The organism is Luteimonas deserti, assembly GCF_013425765.1.
Taxonomy (GTDB): domain Bacteria; phylum Pseudomonadota; class Gammaproteobacteria; order Xanthomonadales; family Xanthomonadaceae; genus Luteimonas; species Luteimonas deserti.
Map to the genome: position 1 here is coordinate 388930 of NZ_JACCJZ010000020.1, position 16047 is coordinate 404976.

The 16047-nt window shown below is 68.6% G+C and carries 11 protein-coding genes, 1 tRNA gene and 1 pseudogene; 9 read left to right on the forward strand and 4 right to left on the reverse strand.

The features are described from left to right. Window positions 1-72 precede the first annotated feature (72 nt). The gene (locus tag H0E82_RS14335) at window positions 73-480 is read right to left on the reverse strand and encodes an acyl-CoA thioesterase (RefSeq protein WP_180546111.1); all 408 of its coding nucleotides are present in this window, start codon (window positions 478-480) and stop codon (window positions 73-75) included. 152 nt (window positions 481-632) lie between these two features. Beyond that, a pseudogene (gene uvrA / locus H0E82_RS14340) lies at window positions 633-3575 on the reverse strand (excinuclease ABC subunit UvrA); the annotation flags it as partial. 338 nt (window positions 3576-3913) lie between these two features. On the opposite strand from uvrA, the gene rplU reads away from it, so the two are divergent. From rplU to cgtA, 3 genes are all read left to right on the forward strand, one after another. Continuing rightward, on the forward strand, window positions 3914-4234 hold the full coding sequence (gene rplU, locus H0E82_RS14345; RefSeq protein WP_180546113.1) for a 50S ribosomal protein L21: 321 nt from the start codon (window positions 3914-3916) through the stop codon (window positions 4232-4234). 12 nt (window positions 4235-4246) lie between these two features. After that, window positions 4247-4507, forward strand: coding sequence for a 50S ribosomal protein L27 (gene rpmA / locus H0E82_RS14350; protein ID WP_180546114.1), 261 nt, complete (start codon window positions 4247-4249; stop codon window positions 4505-4507). 203 nt (window positions 4508-4710) lie between these two features. Continuing rightward, window positions 4711-5751: an Obg family GTPase CgtA gene (gene cgtA, locus H0E82_RS14355; protein ID WP_180546115.1), complete on the forward strand. Its 1041-nt coding sequence runs from the start codon at window positions 4711-4713 to the stop codon at window positions 5749-5751. 1189 nt (window positions 5752-6940) lie between these two features. Here the strand turns inward: cgtA and rpsT are convergent. Then, a complete protein-coding gene (rpsT, locus tag H0E82_RS14360; RefSeq protein ID WP_180546116.1) occupies window positions 6941-7210 on the reverse strand; it encodes a 30S ribosomal protein S20 in 270 nt (89 codons plus the stop codon). Between the two features lie 169 nt (window positions 7211-7379). On the opposite strand from rpsT, the gene murJ reads away from it, so the two are divergent. The 6 genes from murJ to H0E82_RS14390 all read left to right on the forward strand — a co-directional run bounded on the left by murJ (window position 7380) and on the right by H0E82_RS14390 (window position 14758). Then, complete coding sequence (gene murJ / locus H0E82_RS14365; RefSeq protein ID WP_268889956.1) at window positions 7380-8924, forward strand: murein biosynthesis integral membrane protein MurJ; 1545 nt, start codon at window positions 7380-7382, stop codon at window positions 8922-8924. Window positions 8925-9013: 89 nt separating this feature from the next. Next, window positions 9014-9985: a bifunctional riboflavin kinase/FAD synthetase gene (locus tag H0E82_RS14370; protein ID WP_180546118.1), complete on the forward strand. Its 972-nt coding sequence runs from the start codon at window positions 9014-9016 to the stop codon at window positions 9983-9985. A 65-nt stretch (window positions 9986-10050) separates the two neighbouring features. Further along, entirely contained in the window at window positions 10051-12867 is a 2817-nt protein-coding gene (ileS, locus tag H0E82_RS14375; protein ID WP_219338577.1) for an isoleucine--tRNA ligase, read from the forward strand. Continuing rightward, on the forward strand, window positions 12867-13358 hold the full coding sequence (lspA, locus tag H0E82_RS14380) for a signal peptidase II (protein WP_180546120.1): 492 nt from the start codon (window positions 12867-12869) through the stop codon (window positions 13356-13358). The genes ileS and lspA overlap by 1 nt, the downstream gene beginning before the upstream one ends. 337 nt (window positions 13359-13695) lie before the next feature. After that, on the forward strand, window positions 13696-14646 hold the full coding sequence (gene ispH / locus H0E82_RS14385; RefSeq protein WP_180546121.1) for a 4-hydroxy-3-methylbut-2-enyl diphosphate reductase: 951 nt from the start codon (window positions 13696-13698) through the stop codon (window positions 14644-14646). A 36-nt stretch (window positions 14647-14682) separates the two neighbouring features. Then, window positions 14683-14758 (forward strand) — tRNA-Thr (locus H0E82_RS14390). 103 nt (window positions 14759-14861) lie between these two features. On the opposite strand, the gene H0E82_RS14395 is transcribed toward H0E82_RS14390, so the two are convergent. Next, window positions 14862-16001 (reverse strand): glycerophosphodiester phosphodiesterase family protein, encoded by a 1140-nt coding sequence (locus H0E82_RS14395; protein WP_180546122.1) that lies wholly within the window; start codon window positions 15999-16001, stop codon window positions 14862-14864. Window positions 16002-16047 lie beyond the last annotated feature (46 nt).

Below are 16047 nucleotides of genomic sequence, written 5' to 3' on the forward strand. Positions count from 1 at the left end.
GGCCGATCCGCTTGCGCGGCAGCATGCGTCGGGCGGATCGCGCCGGCGCGTCGCGTGCGCGCCGACCGCCGGTCAGCCGGCCAGGGCCATCGACCGGACCTGGTCGGGCAGGGCAGTGGGCCGGCCGGTGCCCCGGTCGATCCACACCATCACCACGTGACCGTCGGCGAACAGCGTGGCGCCGTCGTCGCTGACGATGCGATGGCCGAGGGTCACGCTGGAGCTGCCGATGCGATCGGCCAGGAGCTCGACCACGATCTTGGCAGGGTAGGGAATCGGCAGCCGGTAGTTCATCTGTACGGCGGCGAGCAGCGGCGCGATGGCATCCGTCACCCAGGGTTCGCCGAGTGAATCGAACCAGCGAATCCGCGCCTCTTCCAGGTACGTCATGAAGTTGGAATTGTTGACGTGGTTGAACGCGTCGAGATCGCGCCAGCGCAACTCGATCGGCATCCGGATCAACACCCTCGACTCGCTCATGCCTTGGATCCCCGCTTCTTCGTCGCCTGTTTCGTCACGGCCTTCTTCGCGCCGGCCGGGGTGGGCTCGGGCGCGTCGGGATCCGCACGTCCGGAGCCGGCCTTCATCAGCTCGGCGCGCACCTTCGCATCGGCCTCGGCGGCCTTCGTCGACGCCCCCTTGCGCGGCAGCGGCTTGGGCAGATGTGTCGTCGACTTGCGCGCCAGCTTGCGCTCCGCCTTCGGCGCGGCCGGCTCCGGCAACGTCGCCTCGAGCAGGCGCGCGAGGAACTGGCCGGTATGCGATTGCGGCATCGCCGCGACCTGCTCGGGCGTGCCTTCGGCGATGATCATGCCGCCGCGGTGCCCGCCCTCGGGGCCGAGGTCGATCACCCAGTCGGCGGTCTTGATCACGTCGAGGTTGTGCTCGATCACCACGACCGTATTGCCGTCGTCGCGCAGCTTGTGCAGCACGGCGAGCAGATGTTCGATGTCGTGGAAGTGCAGGCCGGTCGTCGGCTCGTCGAGGATGTAGAGCGTGCGCCCGGTGTCGCGACGCGAGAGTTCCTTCGACAGCTTGACGCGCTGCGCCTCGCCACCCGAGAGCGTGGTCGCGCTCTGGCCGAGCTTGATGTAGGCGAGGCCCACATCGACCAGGGTTTCGAGCTTGCGCGCGATCGGCGGCAGGTTCTCGAACAGGGTCAGCGCGTCCTCGATCGTCATCTCCAGCACGTCGTGGATGCTGTGGCCCTTGTAGAGGATCTCCAGCGTCTCGCGGTTGTAGCGCTTGCCGTGGCAGACGTCGCAGGGCACGTAGACGTCCGGCAGGAAGTGCATCTCCACCTTCAGCAGGCCGTCGCCCTGGCAGGCCTCGCAACGGCCGCCGCGCACGTTGAAGCTGAAGCGCCCGGCCGCATACCCGCGTGCGCGCGCTTCCGGAACCTGCGCGAACAGCTCGCGCAACGGCGTGAACAGACCGGTGTAGGTCGCCGGGTTCGAGCGCGGTGTGCGGCCGATCGGCGACTGGTCGATGTCGACGACCTTGTCGAACATGTCGAGGCCTTCGATCTCGCGATACGGCGCCGCCTTGTGCGAGGCGCCGTTGATCTCGTTGGCCGCGAGCGAATGCAGGGTGTCGTTGATCAGCGTCGACTTGCCGGACCCGGACACGCCGGTGATCGCGGTGAACAGCCCGGAGTGGATCGTCAGATCGACATTCTTGAGGTTGTGGCCCGACGCGCCGAGCAGCCTCAGCTGCATCTTCGGATTCGGTGTGTGGCGCTTGGCCGGGATCTCGATGCGCCGGCGGCCGCTGAGGTACTGGCCGGTCAGCGAACGCGGCGCCTTGAGCACGTCGTCATACGAGCCCTGCGCGACGACTTCGCCGCCGTGCACGCCCGCACCCGGGCCGATGTCGACGATGTGATCGGCGAGGCGGATCGCATCCTCGTCGTGCTCGACGACGATGACCGTATTGCCGAGATCGCGCAGGCGCGTCAGCGTGCCGAGCAGGCGCTCGTTGTCGCGCTGGTGCAGGCCGATCGACGGCTCGTCGAGCACGTACATCACGCCCACCAGGCCGGCGCCGATCTGCGACGCCAGGCGGATGCGCTGCGCCTCGCCGCCCGACAGCGTGTCGGCCTTGCGTTCCAGCGTGAGGTAGTCGAGGCCCACGTCGACCAGGAAGGTCAGTCGTTCGGCGATTTCCTTGACGATCTTGGCCGCGATCTCGCCGCGCCAGCCGGGAAGCTCGAGCGCCTGGAAGAAGCCCAGCGCCTCGTCGATCGGTAGCACGACGATCGACTGCATCGGCCGGTCGGCCACGAACACGTTGCGCGCGGAGCGGTTGAGACGCGCGCCGGCGCAATCCGGGCAGGGCCGCTCACTGATGTACTTTGACAGCTCCTCGCGCACCGCCGGAGATTCCGTCTCCCGGTAGCGGCGTTCGAGATTGGGCACGATGCCCTCGAACCGGTGCTTGCGCTGGGTGCGTGCGCCGGAATCGGTGATGTAGGTGAAGCTGATGATCTCGCCGCCGCTGCCCGACAGCACCGCGTCGCGCGACGTCTGCGGCAGCTCCTGCCAAGGCGTGTCGACGTTGAAGCCGTAATGCCTGGACAGCGACTGCAGCAGCTGGAAATAGTAGGCGTTGCGACGGTCCCAGCCGCGCACCGCGCCGGCCGCCAGCGACAGCTCCGGATGCACGACGACGCGCTCCGGGTCGAAGAACTCGCTGACGCCGAGGCCGTCGCAGGTCGGGCAGGCGCCGATCGGCGAATTGAACGAGAACAGCCGCGGCTCCAGCTCGGGCAGCGCGTAATCGCACACCGGGCAGCTGTACCTCGACGAGAACAGCTGCGGCGGAATCGAGGCGTCGTCGATCGACTGCACGGACACCATGCCGTCGCCGAGCTTGAGCGCGGTTTCGAAGGATTCGGCGAGACGCTGCTTCATGCCGGCGCCTTCCTCCGAGGCCGGATCGCGGACCTTGAAGCGGTCGATCACGGCTTCGATCGTGTGCTTCTGACGCAGGGCCAGCGTGGGCAGCGCGTCGATCTCGTACAGCGCGCCGTCGACGCGCACGCGCACGTAGCCCTGGGCGCGCAGCTGCTCGAACACCTGTGCATGCTCGCCCTTGCGCTCGCGCACCACCGGCGCCAGCAGCATCCAGCGCTGGTCGGGATCCAGCGTGAGCACGTGGTCGACCATCTGGCTGACCGTCTGCGCTTCCAGCGGATACCCGTGGTCCGGGCAGCGCGGGCTGCCGACGCGCGCGTAGAGGAGGCGCAGGTAGTCGTAGATCTCGGTGATCGTGCCGACCGTCGACCGCGGATTGTGCGACGTCGACTTCTGCTCGATCGAGATCGCCGGCGACAGGCCTTCGATGTGGTCGAGGTCGGGCTTCTCCATCACGCTGAGGAACTGCCGCGCGTAAGACGACAGCGACTCGACGTAGCGGCGCTGGCCTTCCGCGTAGATCGTGTCGAAGGCGAGCGACGACTTGCCCGAGCCCGACAGGCCGGTGATGACGATCAGCTGGTCGCGCGGCAGATCGAGATCGATGTTCTTGAGATTGTGGGTACGGGCACCGCGAATGCGGATGGTGTCCATCGCCATCGACTTGGAATCCGGTTGGGAGCGGGGGAGGGCGGTCCAGGCCCGGAACGCAGGCGCCGGGCGCATGCGGACGCAGGCAGTCGACCAGACTACCGAGGCGGGTAGATGGGGGCAAACCCGCGCACGACCAGTCTGCGCGATCGCTGTCGCAGGCCGTGCGACCGGAGACGTTCAGAACCGGAAGGCCGGGTTCCGGAGCCTGGCCCGCGCGGGCCTCCGGGGCTGGGGGCAGTTGACCGCAAGTGGCTGAGCCGCCTACAATTCCGCTCCTGTCCGCCCTCGATGGCGGCCGGAAACAAGAATAACTACAGAACCAACACCGATACGAGAGGCTCCACATGTACGCAGTACTGGTCACCGGCGGTAAGCAATACCGCGTGGCGCAGGGCGAAACGCTCCGCGTCGAGAAGCTCGAGGCCGAAGCCGGCAACGAGATCACGTTCGACAACGTCCTGATGCTCGGCGACAGCGACGGCATCAAGATCGACGACGCGCTCAAGGGCGCCAGCGTCACCGCCAAGGTCGTCGGCCACGGCCGCGCCGACAAGATCCGCATCATCAAGTTCCGTCGCCGCAAGCACCACATGAAGCGCCAGGGACACCGTCAGCACTACACCGAAATCGAGATCACCGGCATCGCCGGTGGCGACAAGAAGTAAGGAGAAGCAGTCATGGCACACAAGAAGGGCGTAGGTTCCTCGCGCAACGGCCGCGACTCCAACCCGAAGTACCTCGGCGTGAAGATCTATGGTGGCCAGGCGATCGAAGCCGGCAACATCATCGTCCGCCAGCGCGGCACCCAGTTCCACCCGGGCGCCGGCGTCGGCCTCGGCCGCGATCACACCCTGTTCGCCCTCGTGGACGGCAAGGTGCAGTTCGCGACCAAGGGTCCGAAGAACCGCCGCACCGTCAGCGTGGTCGCCGAGGCCTGAGCCTTGCGCGATGCGTGACACCGGAAAGCCCCGCTTCGGCGGGGTTTTTCGTTGGTGACGCCGTGATTGGTGATGCGCGCGTAGTGATCCGACGCAGCGGCCGTTGCCGCGTCGATCTGCCCGCGTCGCCGGCCACGTAGACTTCGACCTGGCGGCGTACCCGCGTTTTCCGATCCGAATCACCAATTACGAATCCCGGCCTTATGAAGCTCGTCGACGAAGTTGAAATCACCGTGACCGCCGGCAAGGGCGGCAATGGCTGCGTCGGATTCCGCCGCGAGAAGTTCATCCCGCTCGGCGGTCCCGACGGGGGCGACGGGGGTGATGGCGGCAGCGTGTGGATCCAGGCCGACGAGAACCTCAACACCCTGGTCGACTTCAGGCACCAGACGATGTTCCGCGCCCAGCGCGGCGAAGGTGGAATGGGCCGGCAGATGTACGGCAAGGGTGGCGACGATCTCGTCATCGTCGTTCCCGTGGGTACCGTCGTGCACAACGTCACCACCGACGAGGTCATCGGCGACCTCACGGCGCACGAGCAGCGGCTGCTGGTCGCGCGTGGCGGCAAGGGCGGTCTGGGCAACATGCATTTCAAGAGTTCCACCAACCGCTCGCCGCGGCAGTCCACGCCCGGAGAAGAGGGCGAGGAGCGCACGCTGCGCCTGGAACTCAAGTTGCTGGCGGACGTCGGCCTGCTGGGCTTTCCGAACGCGGGCAAGAGCACGCTCATCCGTGCAGTCTCGGCGGCGACACCGAAGGTGGCGGACTATCCGTTCACCACGTTGTATCCCAACCTCGGCGTGGTCAGCGTGGAGCCGGCGCGCAGCTTCGTCATCGCTGATATCCCCGGGCTCATCGAGGGCGCCGCGGATGGCGCCGGCCTCGGCGCACTGTTTCTGCGGCACATCCAGCGCACACGTCTGCTGCTGCATCTGGTGGAGATCCAGCCCTTGGACGGCACCGACCCGGTGGAGCAGGTGCGGGCCATCGAACGCGAGCTGGAGAAGTTCGACACCGGCCTGCTCGACAAGCCGCGCTGGCTGCTGATCAACAAGGCGGACACCCTGCTGCCCGACGAAGCGGAGGCCGAAGCGGCGCGCATCGTGGCGACCCTGGGCTGGAACGGCCCCTGGTTCCTCGTCTCCGGCCTCGCCCACGACGGCACCCGCGAGGTGATGCTCAAGGTGCAGGCCGCGCTCGACGAACTCGATCGCAGCGAGCGCGAGGCGGCTGACGCGCTCTGAGGCCTGCCGGCAGGCGTTAGCTGTGCTGTCCGGCATGACCCGGGAATGCTCTGCCTCGGCGACTCCGGCGAAGCAGTGCCCGCGGTTCCGTGCTTCGCCGCTCTGCACGTGTCCGTCCCTTGACCGCGTGGTTCGACCGCCGGGCAGGGCGCGGGCCTGCGCAACGCGCACCATGCGCCCGGCGTCGGAACCGGCCGCTGGAAGCTGGCGTTCCGGGTGCGCCGGTGATGCCGAGTGCGGGCACGTGCAGCCGAGAACGTGCGCCACGTGCGCGAGGGCGGCATCGCACCGCATCGCCGCAGACCCGATTTCGCGCGGGTGGTGGACGGTGTCGCGCCTGATGCAGTCGGACCTCCTCTGCATGGCCTCGGCGGCGGATCGGACCGCCAGCAGTGGTGCGACCCCAGCCCCGGGACACGCCGCCCGACTCCATGACCAGCACGGCAGAAAGCCCGCGCCCCATTCGATCGGAAGGGTGGCGCATGCGGCGCTCGCGTGCCGATGCGCCGGGGCATCGGCACGTCGGTCGGCGTCTTGATCGATCCGCTTCGGACGCTGCCGCCGTCGCGCCCGAGTCCATACCGCGGCGCGGGTTCACTCCGGCGCATCGCGTCCGCTGCAGAGGCGCGTGTCGACCGACGCGCGCATGAGCCGACAGGAGAGACGCGCCTTCACCACGCGTCAGTCACTGCGCCGAGGCTTCGGGCGTCGCCATGCCCTGGGATCGTGATCGCGGCGGCTCGATCGAAAGCGAGCATCGCCACAGCGACACCGTGTAAAGCCGGAGATGGCGATGACGTCCGCCCCGGCAACGCGGGGGGGGGGGGGCGGAACGCGCTGTCGGCTAACGATCCGCCCTCCACCAGGCGACGGTCAATCCGCGGAGACCGTGGGCATTCGGATGCCGGCATCGTGATCGCGGCGGCTCCATCGAAAGCAGCTTCGCCGCCGCATTGTCGGGGCGGGCGGGCGATGGCGATAAGGCTCGCGCTGACGATGCGGGCGCCGGAGCGCGTTGTCCGCTCCAGGCACAACCACCGGGCCGCCGACGCGCCTTGATGGCCAGGCCGGGCCGCGCCGCAACGGACATGCGCGTCGATTCCGCCTGCAGGCACCACGCAGGCATGCAAAAAACCCGGCCGGTGGCCGGGTTTCTTGAGAAGACAGCCGCCTGCGCGGCCGTCGGCGATCAGGCGGCCTTGAGCGCCTTGATGCGCGCCGTCAGACGGCTCTTGTGACGTGCAGCCTTGTTCTTGTGGATCAGGCCACGCGAGCTGAAACGGTCGAGGATCGGCTGGGCGACGTTGAACGCCTCCTGGGCGCCGGCCGCGTCGTTGGCGTCGAGTGCCTTGAGCACCTTCTTGACGGCGGTGCGGAGCTGCGAGCGCTGGGCGGAGTTGCGCGCATTGCGCACGACGGTCTGCTTTGCGCGCTTCTTGGCGGACTTGATGTTTGCCACGATGGATTCCTGGAAGCTGGACGTGTGAAAATCCGGCTTGGCCGGATCAATGAAAATTTGAGCAGGAAATTATGGGCGTTTCAGATACTTGCGTCAACCTGCCCGGTCTGAACGGATCCGGCAGGTGACGGCGCCGGGGCCGGGCACCCCGGCAGCGCCCCGCGGCGGTCTGCTGCGGTCGAGCGCGGTGTTCAGCGCCATGACCCTGATTTCCCGGATCGCAGGCTTCGCCCGCGACATGCTCCAGGCGACGCTGTTCGGGACCGGCGGCGCGATGAGTGCCTTCATTGTCGCCTATCGCATCCCGAACTTCCTGCGCCGTGTGTTCGCCGAAGGCTCGATGGCGATGGCCTTCGTACCGGTGCTCAACGAGATCAAGGAGCGTGGCGATCGCGCAGCGCTGAAGTCCTTCATCGACGCAATGGCCGGCGCGCTGTGTGCGGTGGTCCTGGTGGTCTGCGCGCTGGGCATGCTCGCCGCCCCACTGATCGCGCGGCTGTTCGCGCCCGGCTGGGCGGATCAACCGGAGCTGCTGGCACAGACCGCGCAGATGCTGCGGATCACGTTTCCGTACCTGCTCTTCATCTCACTCATGTCGCTGTCGGGCTCGATCCTCAACAGCCACGGCCGATTCGCGCTGCCGGCGTTCACGCCGGTCCTGCACAACCTCACGATGATCGCGGCCATGCTGTGGCTGGCGCCGCGTTTCGAGGTGCCGCCGGTAGGACTGGCCTGGGGGGTGCTGATCGCGGGTTTCCTGCAGCTCGCGCTGCTGTGGCCGGCGCTGGGCCGCCTGGGCCTGCGGCCGCGGCTGCGGCCGGGGTTCGGGCATGCCGAGGTGCGCAAGGTCGGGCGGCTGATGCTGCCCACGCTGTTCTCCTCGTCGGTGGCCCAGGTCAATCTGATCGTCGGAACCGCGTTCGCGTCGCTGCTGGCGGCGGGCAGCGTGGACTGGCTGTACTACTCGGACCGGTTGATCGAGTTCCCGCTCGGGCTGTTCGGGGTGGCGCTGGGCACTGTGATCCTGCCTCACCTCTCGCGCCGCCACGCCGCCGAGGACGCGGCGGGCTACAGCCAGTCGCTGGACTGGGCGATCCGCATGGCCCTGCTCGCCGGCGTGCCGGCCGGACTCGGGCTGTTGCTGCTGGCCGAACCGATCACGGCGACGGTCTTCAATTACGGCGCCTTCGATGCCCGCGATACCCGCATGGCGGCGATCAGCCTCACCGCGATGAGCCTGGGCGTGCCGGCGTTCATGCTGAGCAAGGTGCTCGCGCCCGCGTTCTATGCCCGGCAGGACACCAGAACACCGATGCGCGCGGCGATCTGGACGGTCGGCGCCAATGTCGGCCTGACGGTGCTGCTGACCACGCCGCTGTGGCTGTACGACGTGCCGGGCGCGCATGGTGGCATCGCGCTGGCGACGGCATTGGCAGGCGTCGTGAATGCCTGGTTGCTGTGGCGCTACCTGCGTCGCCGTGGCCTGTTCCAGCCGCAGCCCGGGTGGCGCCTGTACCTGGCCCGGCTGGTCGGCGCCTGCGCGGCGATGGCGCTGGTGGTGCTCGCGGTGCGCGGCTGGGTGGGCGACTGGACCGCGATCGCCGGTGTCTGGGACCGCATCGGCTGGCTGGCGCTCGCCATCGCAGCGGGCGCCGGCGCGTATGGCATCGCCATCGTCGGCCTCGGCCTGCGTCCGCGCCACCTGCGGCACTGACCCGGCGGGGCCGGGCGGACGGCCGGTATACTCGCCGGTCCCTTTTCCCGGGCGCTCCGAGTGCGGCGCGCCTGTTCCAGCGTGACGACATGAGCAGGCTGTTCCGCGACATCGCCGGCGGGTCCCTGTGCGCCGAGGGCAGCGTGGTCTGCATCGGCGCCTTCGACGGGCTGCACCTCGGCCACCAGGCGCTGGTGCGGCATGCGGTGACGCGTGCGCAGGAGCTGCGGGTCGAGGCCGCGGCACTGAGTTTCGAACCGCTGCCGCGCGAGTTCTTCGCCACCGCGTCGCCGCCGCCCCGGCTCGGACCGGTGCGCGCGAAATTCGAGGGCCTGCGCAGGCTCGGCGCCGATGTGGTCGGCCTGTTGCGGTTCGACGCATGCATGGCGGCGATGTCGCCGGAGGCGTTTGTCGACACGGTGCTGGTCCAGCGCCTGCGTGCGCGCGAGGTCTGGGTGGGCCCGGGGTTCCGCTTCGGTCACAGGCGTGCCGGCGATCTGGCGACGCTGCAGGCACTGGGTCGGACGTCGGGCTTCATCGCCGGCGAGATCGAACCGCTCGTGGTCGACGGCGAGCGCGTTTCCAGCACCCATATCCGCGCGGCGCTGGTGGCCGGCGATTTCGTCCACGCGGCACGATTGCTCGGACGGCCGTACGCGGTGTCGGGGCGGGTCGTGCGCGGCCGGCAACTGGGGCGGACGCTCGGTTATCCCACGGCGAACCTGCGCTTCGGTGGCAAGGTGCCGGCTTTGCGCGGCATCTATGCAACGCGCGTCCACGGTGTGGGCGATGCCCCATGGCCGTCGGTGTCGAGTTTCGGCACGCGGCCGACGGTCGGCGGCGTCGAGCCGCTGCTCGAGGCGCATCTGTTCGATTTCGACGGCGATCTCTACGGCCGCCGCATCGAGGTCGAGTTCGTCGCGCGGCTGCGTGACGAGGAGAAGTTCGACGACCTGCCGAGCCTGGTCGCGCAGATGGATCTCGACGCCGCGCAGGCCCGGGCCATTCTCGATGCGCCCCTTCCACCACGATACGAAACGCAACGACAGGACTACGCGTGAGCGACGAGGCCAGCAACTCCAACCCCTACAAGTCGACGATCCACCTGCCGGCGACCGACTTCCCGATGCGTGGCGATCTGCCCAAGCGCGAGCCGGCGATGCTGGCGCGCTGGGAAGAGGAGGGTCTGTACGCGCAGCTGCGCGCGCATGCGCGCGGGCGGCCGCAGTTCGTGCTGCACGACGGCCCGCCGTACGCGAACGGCTCGATCCATCTGGGCCATGCGGTCAACAAGATCCTCAAGGACATCATCGTCAAGTCCAGGGGCATGGCGGGTTTCGACGCGCCCTATATCCCGGGCTGGGACTGCCACGGCCTGCCGATCGAGATCGCGATCGAAAAGAAGTGGGGCAAGGTCGGAGTGAAGCTCGACGCGTTCGAGTTTCGGCGGAAGTGCCGCGAGTACGCCAACGAGCAGATCGACATCCAGCGCCGCGACTTCAAGCGTCTCGGCGTGCTGGGCGACTGGGAAAACCCGTACAGGACACTCGATTTCCGCTTCGAAGCCGACGAGATCCGCGCGCTGGCCAGGGTGGTCGACAACGGGCATCTGACCCGCGGCGTGAAGCCCGTGCACTGGTGCTTCGACTGTGGCTCGGCGCTGGCCGAGGCCGAGATCGAGTACGCCGACAAGGTGTCGCCGGCAGTCGATGTCGCCTATCTCGCGCGTGATGCATCCGCGTTCGCTGACGCTTTCGGCGTGGCGTTGCCGGGCGGCGTGGACGTGGCGCTGCCGATCTGGACGACCACACCGTGGACACTGCCTGCCTCGCTCGCGGTGTCTCTGGGCGCCGATCTCGAATACGCCCTGGTCGAAGGCCCGCTCGCGCAGGACGGGCGCCGCCGCTGGCTGGTGATCGCCGATGCCCTGGCCGAGCGCGCGCTGCGTCGCTACGGCATCGAGGCCGACGTCGTCGTGCACGCCCGCGTGGCCGGCGCTGCGCTAGAACACCTGCTGCTCGCCCATCCGTTCTACACCGAGCGCGACATCCCAGTGATCCTCGGCGACCACGTGTCGGCCGAAGACGGCACCGGCGCGGTGCACACCGCGCCCGGTCACGGCCAGGAGGACTACGTCGTCGGCAAGGCCTACGGCCTGCTCGACCGCTACACCGCGGCCCAGCTCAACCCGGTCGACGGCCGCGGGGTCTATCTGCCATCCACCCCGCCGATCGGGGACACGCCGCTCGCCGGCCTGCACATCTGGAAGGCGAACGACGTGCTCGTCGAGGCGCTGCGCGCGCAGGGCAGCCTGCTCGCGTTCACCAGGCTCGAGCACAGCTATCCGCACTGCTGGCGCCACAAGACACCGATCGCGTTCCGGGCCACGCCGCAGTGGTTCATCTCGATGTCGCAGGCGAATCTGCGCAGCGACGCGCTGGCTGCGATCAAGGACGTGACCTGGTACCCGGCATGGGGCCAGGCGCGCATCGCGGGCATGGTCGAAGGGCGTCCGGACTGGACGATCTCGCGCCAGCGCACCTGGGGCGTGCCGATCGCGCTGTTCGTGCATCGCGAGACCGGCGAGCCGCATCCGCGCAGCACCGAGCTGATGCGCCTGGTCGCCGATCGCGTCGAAGAGCACGGTGTGGACATCTGGTACACGCTCGACGCCGGTGAACTGCTCGGCGAAGAGGCGGGCGATTACGACAAGATCACCGACATCCTCGACGTCTGGTTCGATTCGGGCGTCACCCACGAAGCGGTGTTGCGTGCGCGGGGCTACGAAAAACCGGCCGATCTGTATCTCGAAGGCTCCGACCAGCATCGCGGCTGGTTCCAGTCCTCGCTGCTGACCGGCGTCGCGATCGACAAGGCCGCGCCGTACCGGCAGTGCCTGACCCACGGCTTCACCGTCGACGAGCACGGTCGCAAGATGTCGAAGTCGCTCGGCAACGGCATCGAGCCGCAGGACATCATGAAGACGCTGGGCGCGGACATCCTGCGCCTGTGGATCGCCTCGGCCGACTACAGCAACGAGATGTCGCTGTCGCAGGAGATCCTCAAGCGCACCGCCGACGCCTATCGCCGCATCCGCAACACCGCGCGCTTCCTGCTGGGCAATCTCGCGGGCTTTGAGCCGGCGCGCGATCTCGTCGCGCCGCAGGACATGGTCGCGCTGGACCGCTGGATCGTGCATCGCGCGGCCCAGCTGCAGGCGCGCATTGAAGATGCGTACGCGCGCTACGATTTCGCCGAGATCGTGCAGGCGCTGTCGAACTTCTGCAGCGTCGATCTGGGCTCGCTGTACCTCGACGTCACCAAGGACCGCCTCTACACGATGCCCGAGCATTCGGTCGGCCGTCGCAGCGCGCAGACCGCGATGTATCACATCGCCGAAGCGTTCACGCGCTGGATCGCGCCGGTGCTGAGCTTCACCGCGGACGAGTTGTGGGGTTATCTGCCGGCACCGGCGGAGGGCGCGCGCGAGGCCAACGTGCAGTTCGCGACCTGGTATACCGGCCTGACCGAACTCGGCAGCGATGCCGACTGGTCGGCGCAGGATTTCGATCGTGTGCTGGAACTGCGCGAGCGCGTGGCCAAGGTGCTCGAGCCGATGCGCGCCAGCGGCGAGATCGGCGCGGCGCTGGATGCGGAGATCGATCTGCACTGCAATGCGGCCGATGCGGCGTGGCTCGCGCCGGTTGTCGACGAACTGCGTTTTCTTCTGATCAGCGGCGACGTGTCGCTCGTGGACCAGGCCGATTCCGGTGCCATCGGGGTGTCCGCACGCGCGACCGCCAAGCCCAAGTGCGTCCGGTGCTGGCAGCGTCGTGCCGACGTCGGCACGCGCGGCGATCATCCCGAGTTGTGCGGGCGCTGCGTGACCAACATCGCCACCGACGGCCGCGACGGTCAGGGCGAAACCCGGAGGTGGTTCTGATGGCCGTGGTGAAACCCAACGCGCTGCCCTGGCTCGCGCTGTCGGTGGTGGTGATCGCGCTCGATCAGCTCACCAAATACTGGGTGCTGACCTCGCTGCCCGAATACACCCCGATCCCGGTGATCGAGGGGGTCTGGAACTGGTACCGCACCTACAACACCGGCGCGGCCTTCAGCTTTCTCGCCGACGCCGGCGGCTGGCAGAAATGGTTCTTCACGATCCTCGCCATCGTCATCAGCGGCACGCTGGTCTGGTGGCTGGCGAAGACACCGCGTCGCGACTGGCGCACCGCGCTGCCGTTCGCGCTGGTGATCGGGGGCGCGCTGGGCAACGTGATCGACCGCCAGATCCACGGGCACGTCGTCGACTTCATCCAGTGGCACTGGCAGGACTACTACTGGCCCGCGTTCAACCTGGCGGACGCCGCGATCGTGGGGGGCGCGATCGGCATCGCGCTGTTCGGATTCTTCCCGGCGAAGCCGAAGGCCTAACTGAACCCTTCGGACGGCGCCGGGCATCCGGCGGTGGGCGGGCCGGGCTCCGGCCCGTCCTGGTGCGAGATGGCTCGCGGCTCGCGGCATCTGGCGATGTGTGGAAGGTCGTTCGTCGACTCTGAAACCCCGGCCCGGCACCGCGACCGCGTGGCCGCGCGCGCCGACGGGGCCCACGCCGCCCGGTGACGTCGCGCACCGGCGTTCGATCGGGACCTCGCCCGCGTCGGCGGTGCATCGCGCCACGCTGCGTTCCGGACAGCGGTTCGCCGTGCGCCGGCGCGCCGTGCGGCCCGCGTTCGGTTTCGCGCCACCGCCTCCGGTAAACTGGCTGCCTATGGACATCGTCCTCGCCAATCCCCGCGGCTTCTGCGCCGGCGTCGACCGCGCGATCGAGATCGTCAAACGCGCGATCGAGACGCTCGGGGCGCCGATCTACGTCCGTCACGAGGTGGTGCACAACCGTTTCGTCGTCGAGGACCTCAAGCGCCGCGGCGCCATCTTCGTCGAGGAACTCGACGAGGTGCCGGACGGCGTCACCGTCATCTTCAGCGCGCACGGCGTCTCGCAGGCGGTCCGCGAGGAGGCCGGGCGGCGCGGGCTGAAGGTATTCGACGCGACCTGCCCGCTGGTGACCAAGGTGCACTTCGAAGTGGCCCGGCACTGCCGTGCGGGCCGCGACGTGGTGCTGATCGGGCACGAGGGCCATCCCGAAGTCGAAGGCACGATGGGCCAGTGGCGCGCGGAAGCCGGCTCGGGCGACATCTATCTGGTCGAGGACGAGGCGGACGTCGCCGCACTCGAGGTCCGCCAGCCGGACAATCTCGCCTACACCACCCAGACCACGCTGTCGGTGGACGACACCCGCGGCGTCATCGCCGCGCTGCGCGCCAAGTTCCCGGCGTTGCAGGGCCCGAAGAACGACGACATCTGCTACGCCACCCAGAACCGTCAGGACGCCGTGCGCGACCTCGCGCGCGAGTGCGATCTGGTGCTCGTGGTCGGTTCGCCCAACAGCTCCAACTCCAATCGCCTGCGCGAGCTGGCCGAGCGCGACGGGGTGGAGGCCTACCTGATCGACGGTGCGGAGGAGATCGACCCGCGCTGGGTCGAGGGCCGCCGGCACGTCGGCGTGACCGCCGGTGCATCCGCGCCGGACGTGCTGGTGCAGGGTGTGCTCGACCGGCTGCGCAGCCTCGGCGCGAGCGGGGTGCGCGAGCTCGCCGGCGAGCCGGAAAACATGGTCTTCGCGCTTCCGCGCGAACTCCGGCTGCACCTGGTCGATTGACCGCGCGGCTCGCGCTGCCTAGAATTCGCGTCCCATGCCGGAATAGCTCAGTTGGTAGAGCGGCGCATTCGTAATGCGTAGGTCGTAGGTTCGATTCCTATTTCCGGCACCAGGTCCAAGCCCCGGAGCGCGATGCGGACCGGGGTTTTTTTTGTCTCCGCGACGCGTGGCGTCGCGTGACCCGTGGCGACACGCATGTGCAGCGGTCCGGATGCTCATCCTCGGGGCGAAGGCACGCCCGTACACGTGGGCATGTCCGGTACATCGTCCGCGTCGAGGGCCAGGCGCGCCACGGCCGGATCGTCCGCGAACAGGCCGTCGATGCCGGCAGCGAGATGATCGCGGACATGGCGTATCGAGCCTGCGTCGTTGCGCGCGTCCGGTGGCCCGTCGCGGTAGTCCGCCGGCAGGAACCCGTTCTCGGGGCGGAACGTGTAGGGCATCACCTGCAGGCCCGCCGCATGCGCGTCCTCGATCAGCCGGCTGCGAATGCCGCCCGCATCGTCGCGTTCGAGCCCCAGCAGCTGGAACGGCGGGCCGATCAGCGCCGCATAGCCGGCGATGTCGCGCAGGCCGTCGGGCTCGAGCATCGAGGCGTACCGGATGCCGGCGCCGGCGTCGATGTCGGCGGGCCGGGTCGCAGGATCGCCGATCAGCTGCAACAGGCGCAGGTTGGTCAGGTCCGAGGCCATCGCATGAAGCGAACGCAGGTTGCCGACCTCGAAGGACTGGATGATCACCGGCGCGCGTCGCGTATAGGGATGCGCGCGGAGGATGTCCATCAGCCGCTGTTCCATCGGCAGGCCGATCGCGCGGAAATAGCTGGAATGTTTGATCTCGGGCACCAGCGCGATATCGCGTCCCGCGCGTACCGACGCGGCTGCCGCGAGCGCGATGATTTCTTCCAGCGTCGGCACGTCGAACTGGCCGTCGTAGGCGGTCGAGCGCATGGCCGGGCGCGGTTCCCGGGCACGTAGGGTCTTGAGCTCGGCCAGGGTGAAGTCCTCCGTGAACCAGCCCTCCACCCACGCGCCGTCGATCGATTTGCGCGTCCTCCGGGCCGCGAATCCCGGATGGTCGGCGACGTCCGTGGTGCCGCCGATCTCGTTTTCGTGGCGCGCCACCAGCACGCCGTCACGCGTGCTGACGAGATCGGGCTCGATGGCGTCGGCGCCGTCCTCGATGGCGCGCGCATAGGCAGCCAGCGTGTGTTCTGGCAGCACCGCGCTGGCGCCGCGATGCGCGATCAGCAACGGGCCGCAGGCGGGAGCACGGTCCCGTATCCCGTCCGCGGCGGACGCGACCGAGACGCAGGCGGCGAGCAGCAGTGCGGACATCGTCGATCGTGGATGCATGACGGGCTCCCGAGTATGCCGGCTCCACCGTGGCGCACCGGGGTTT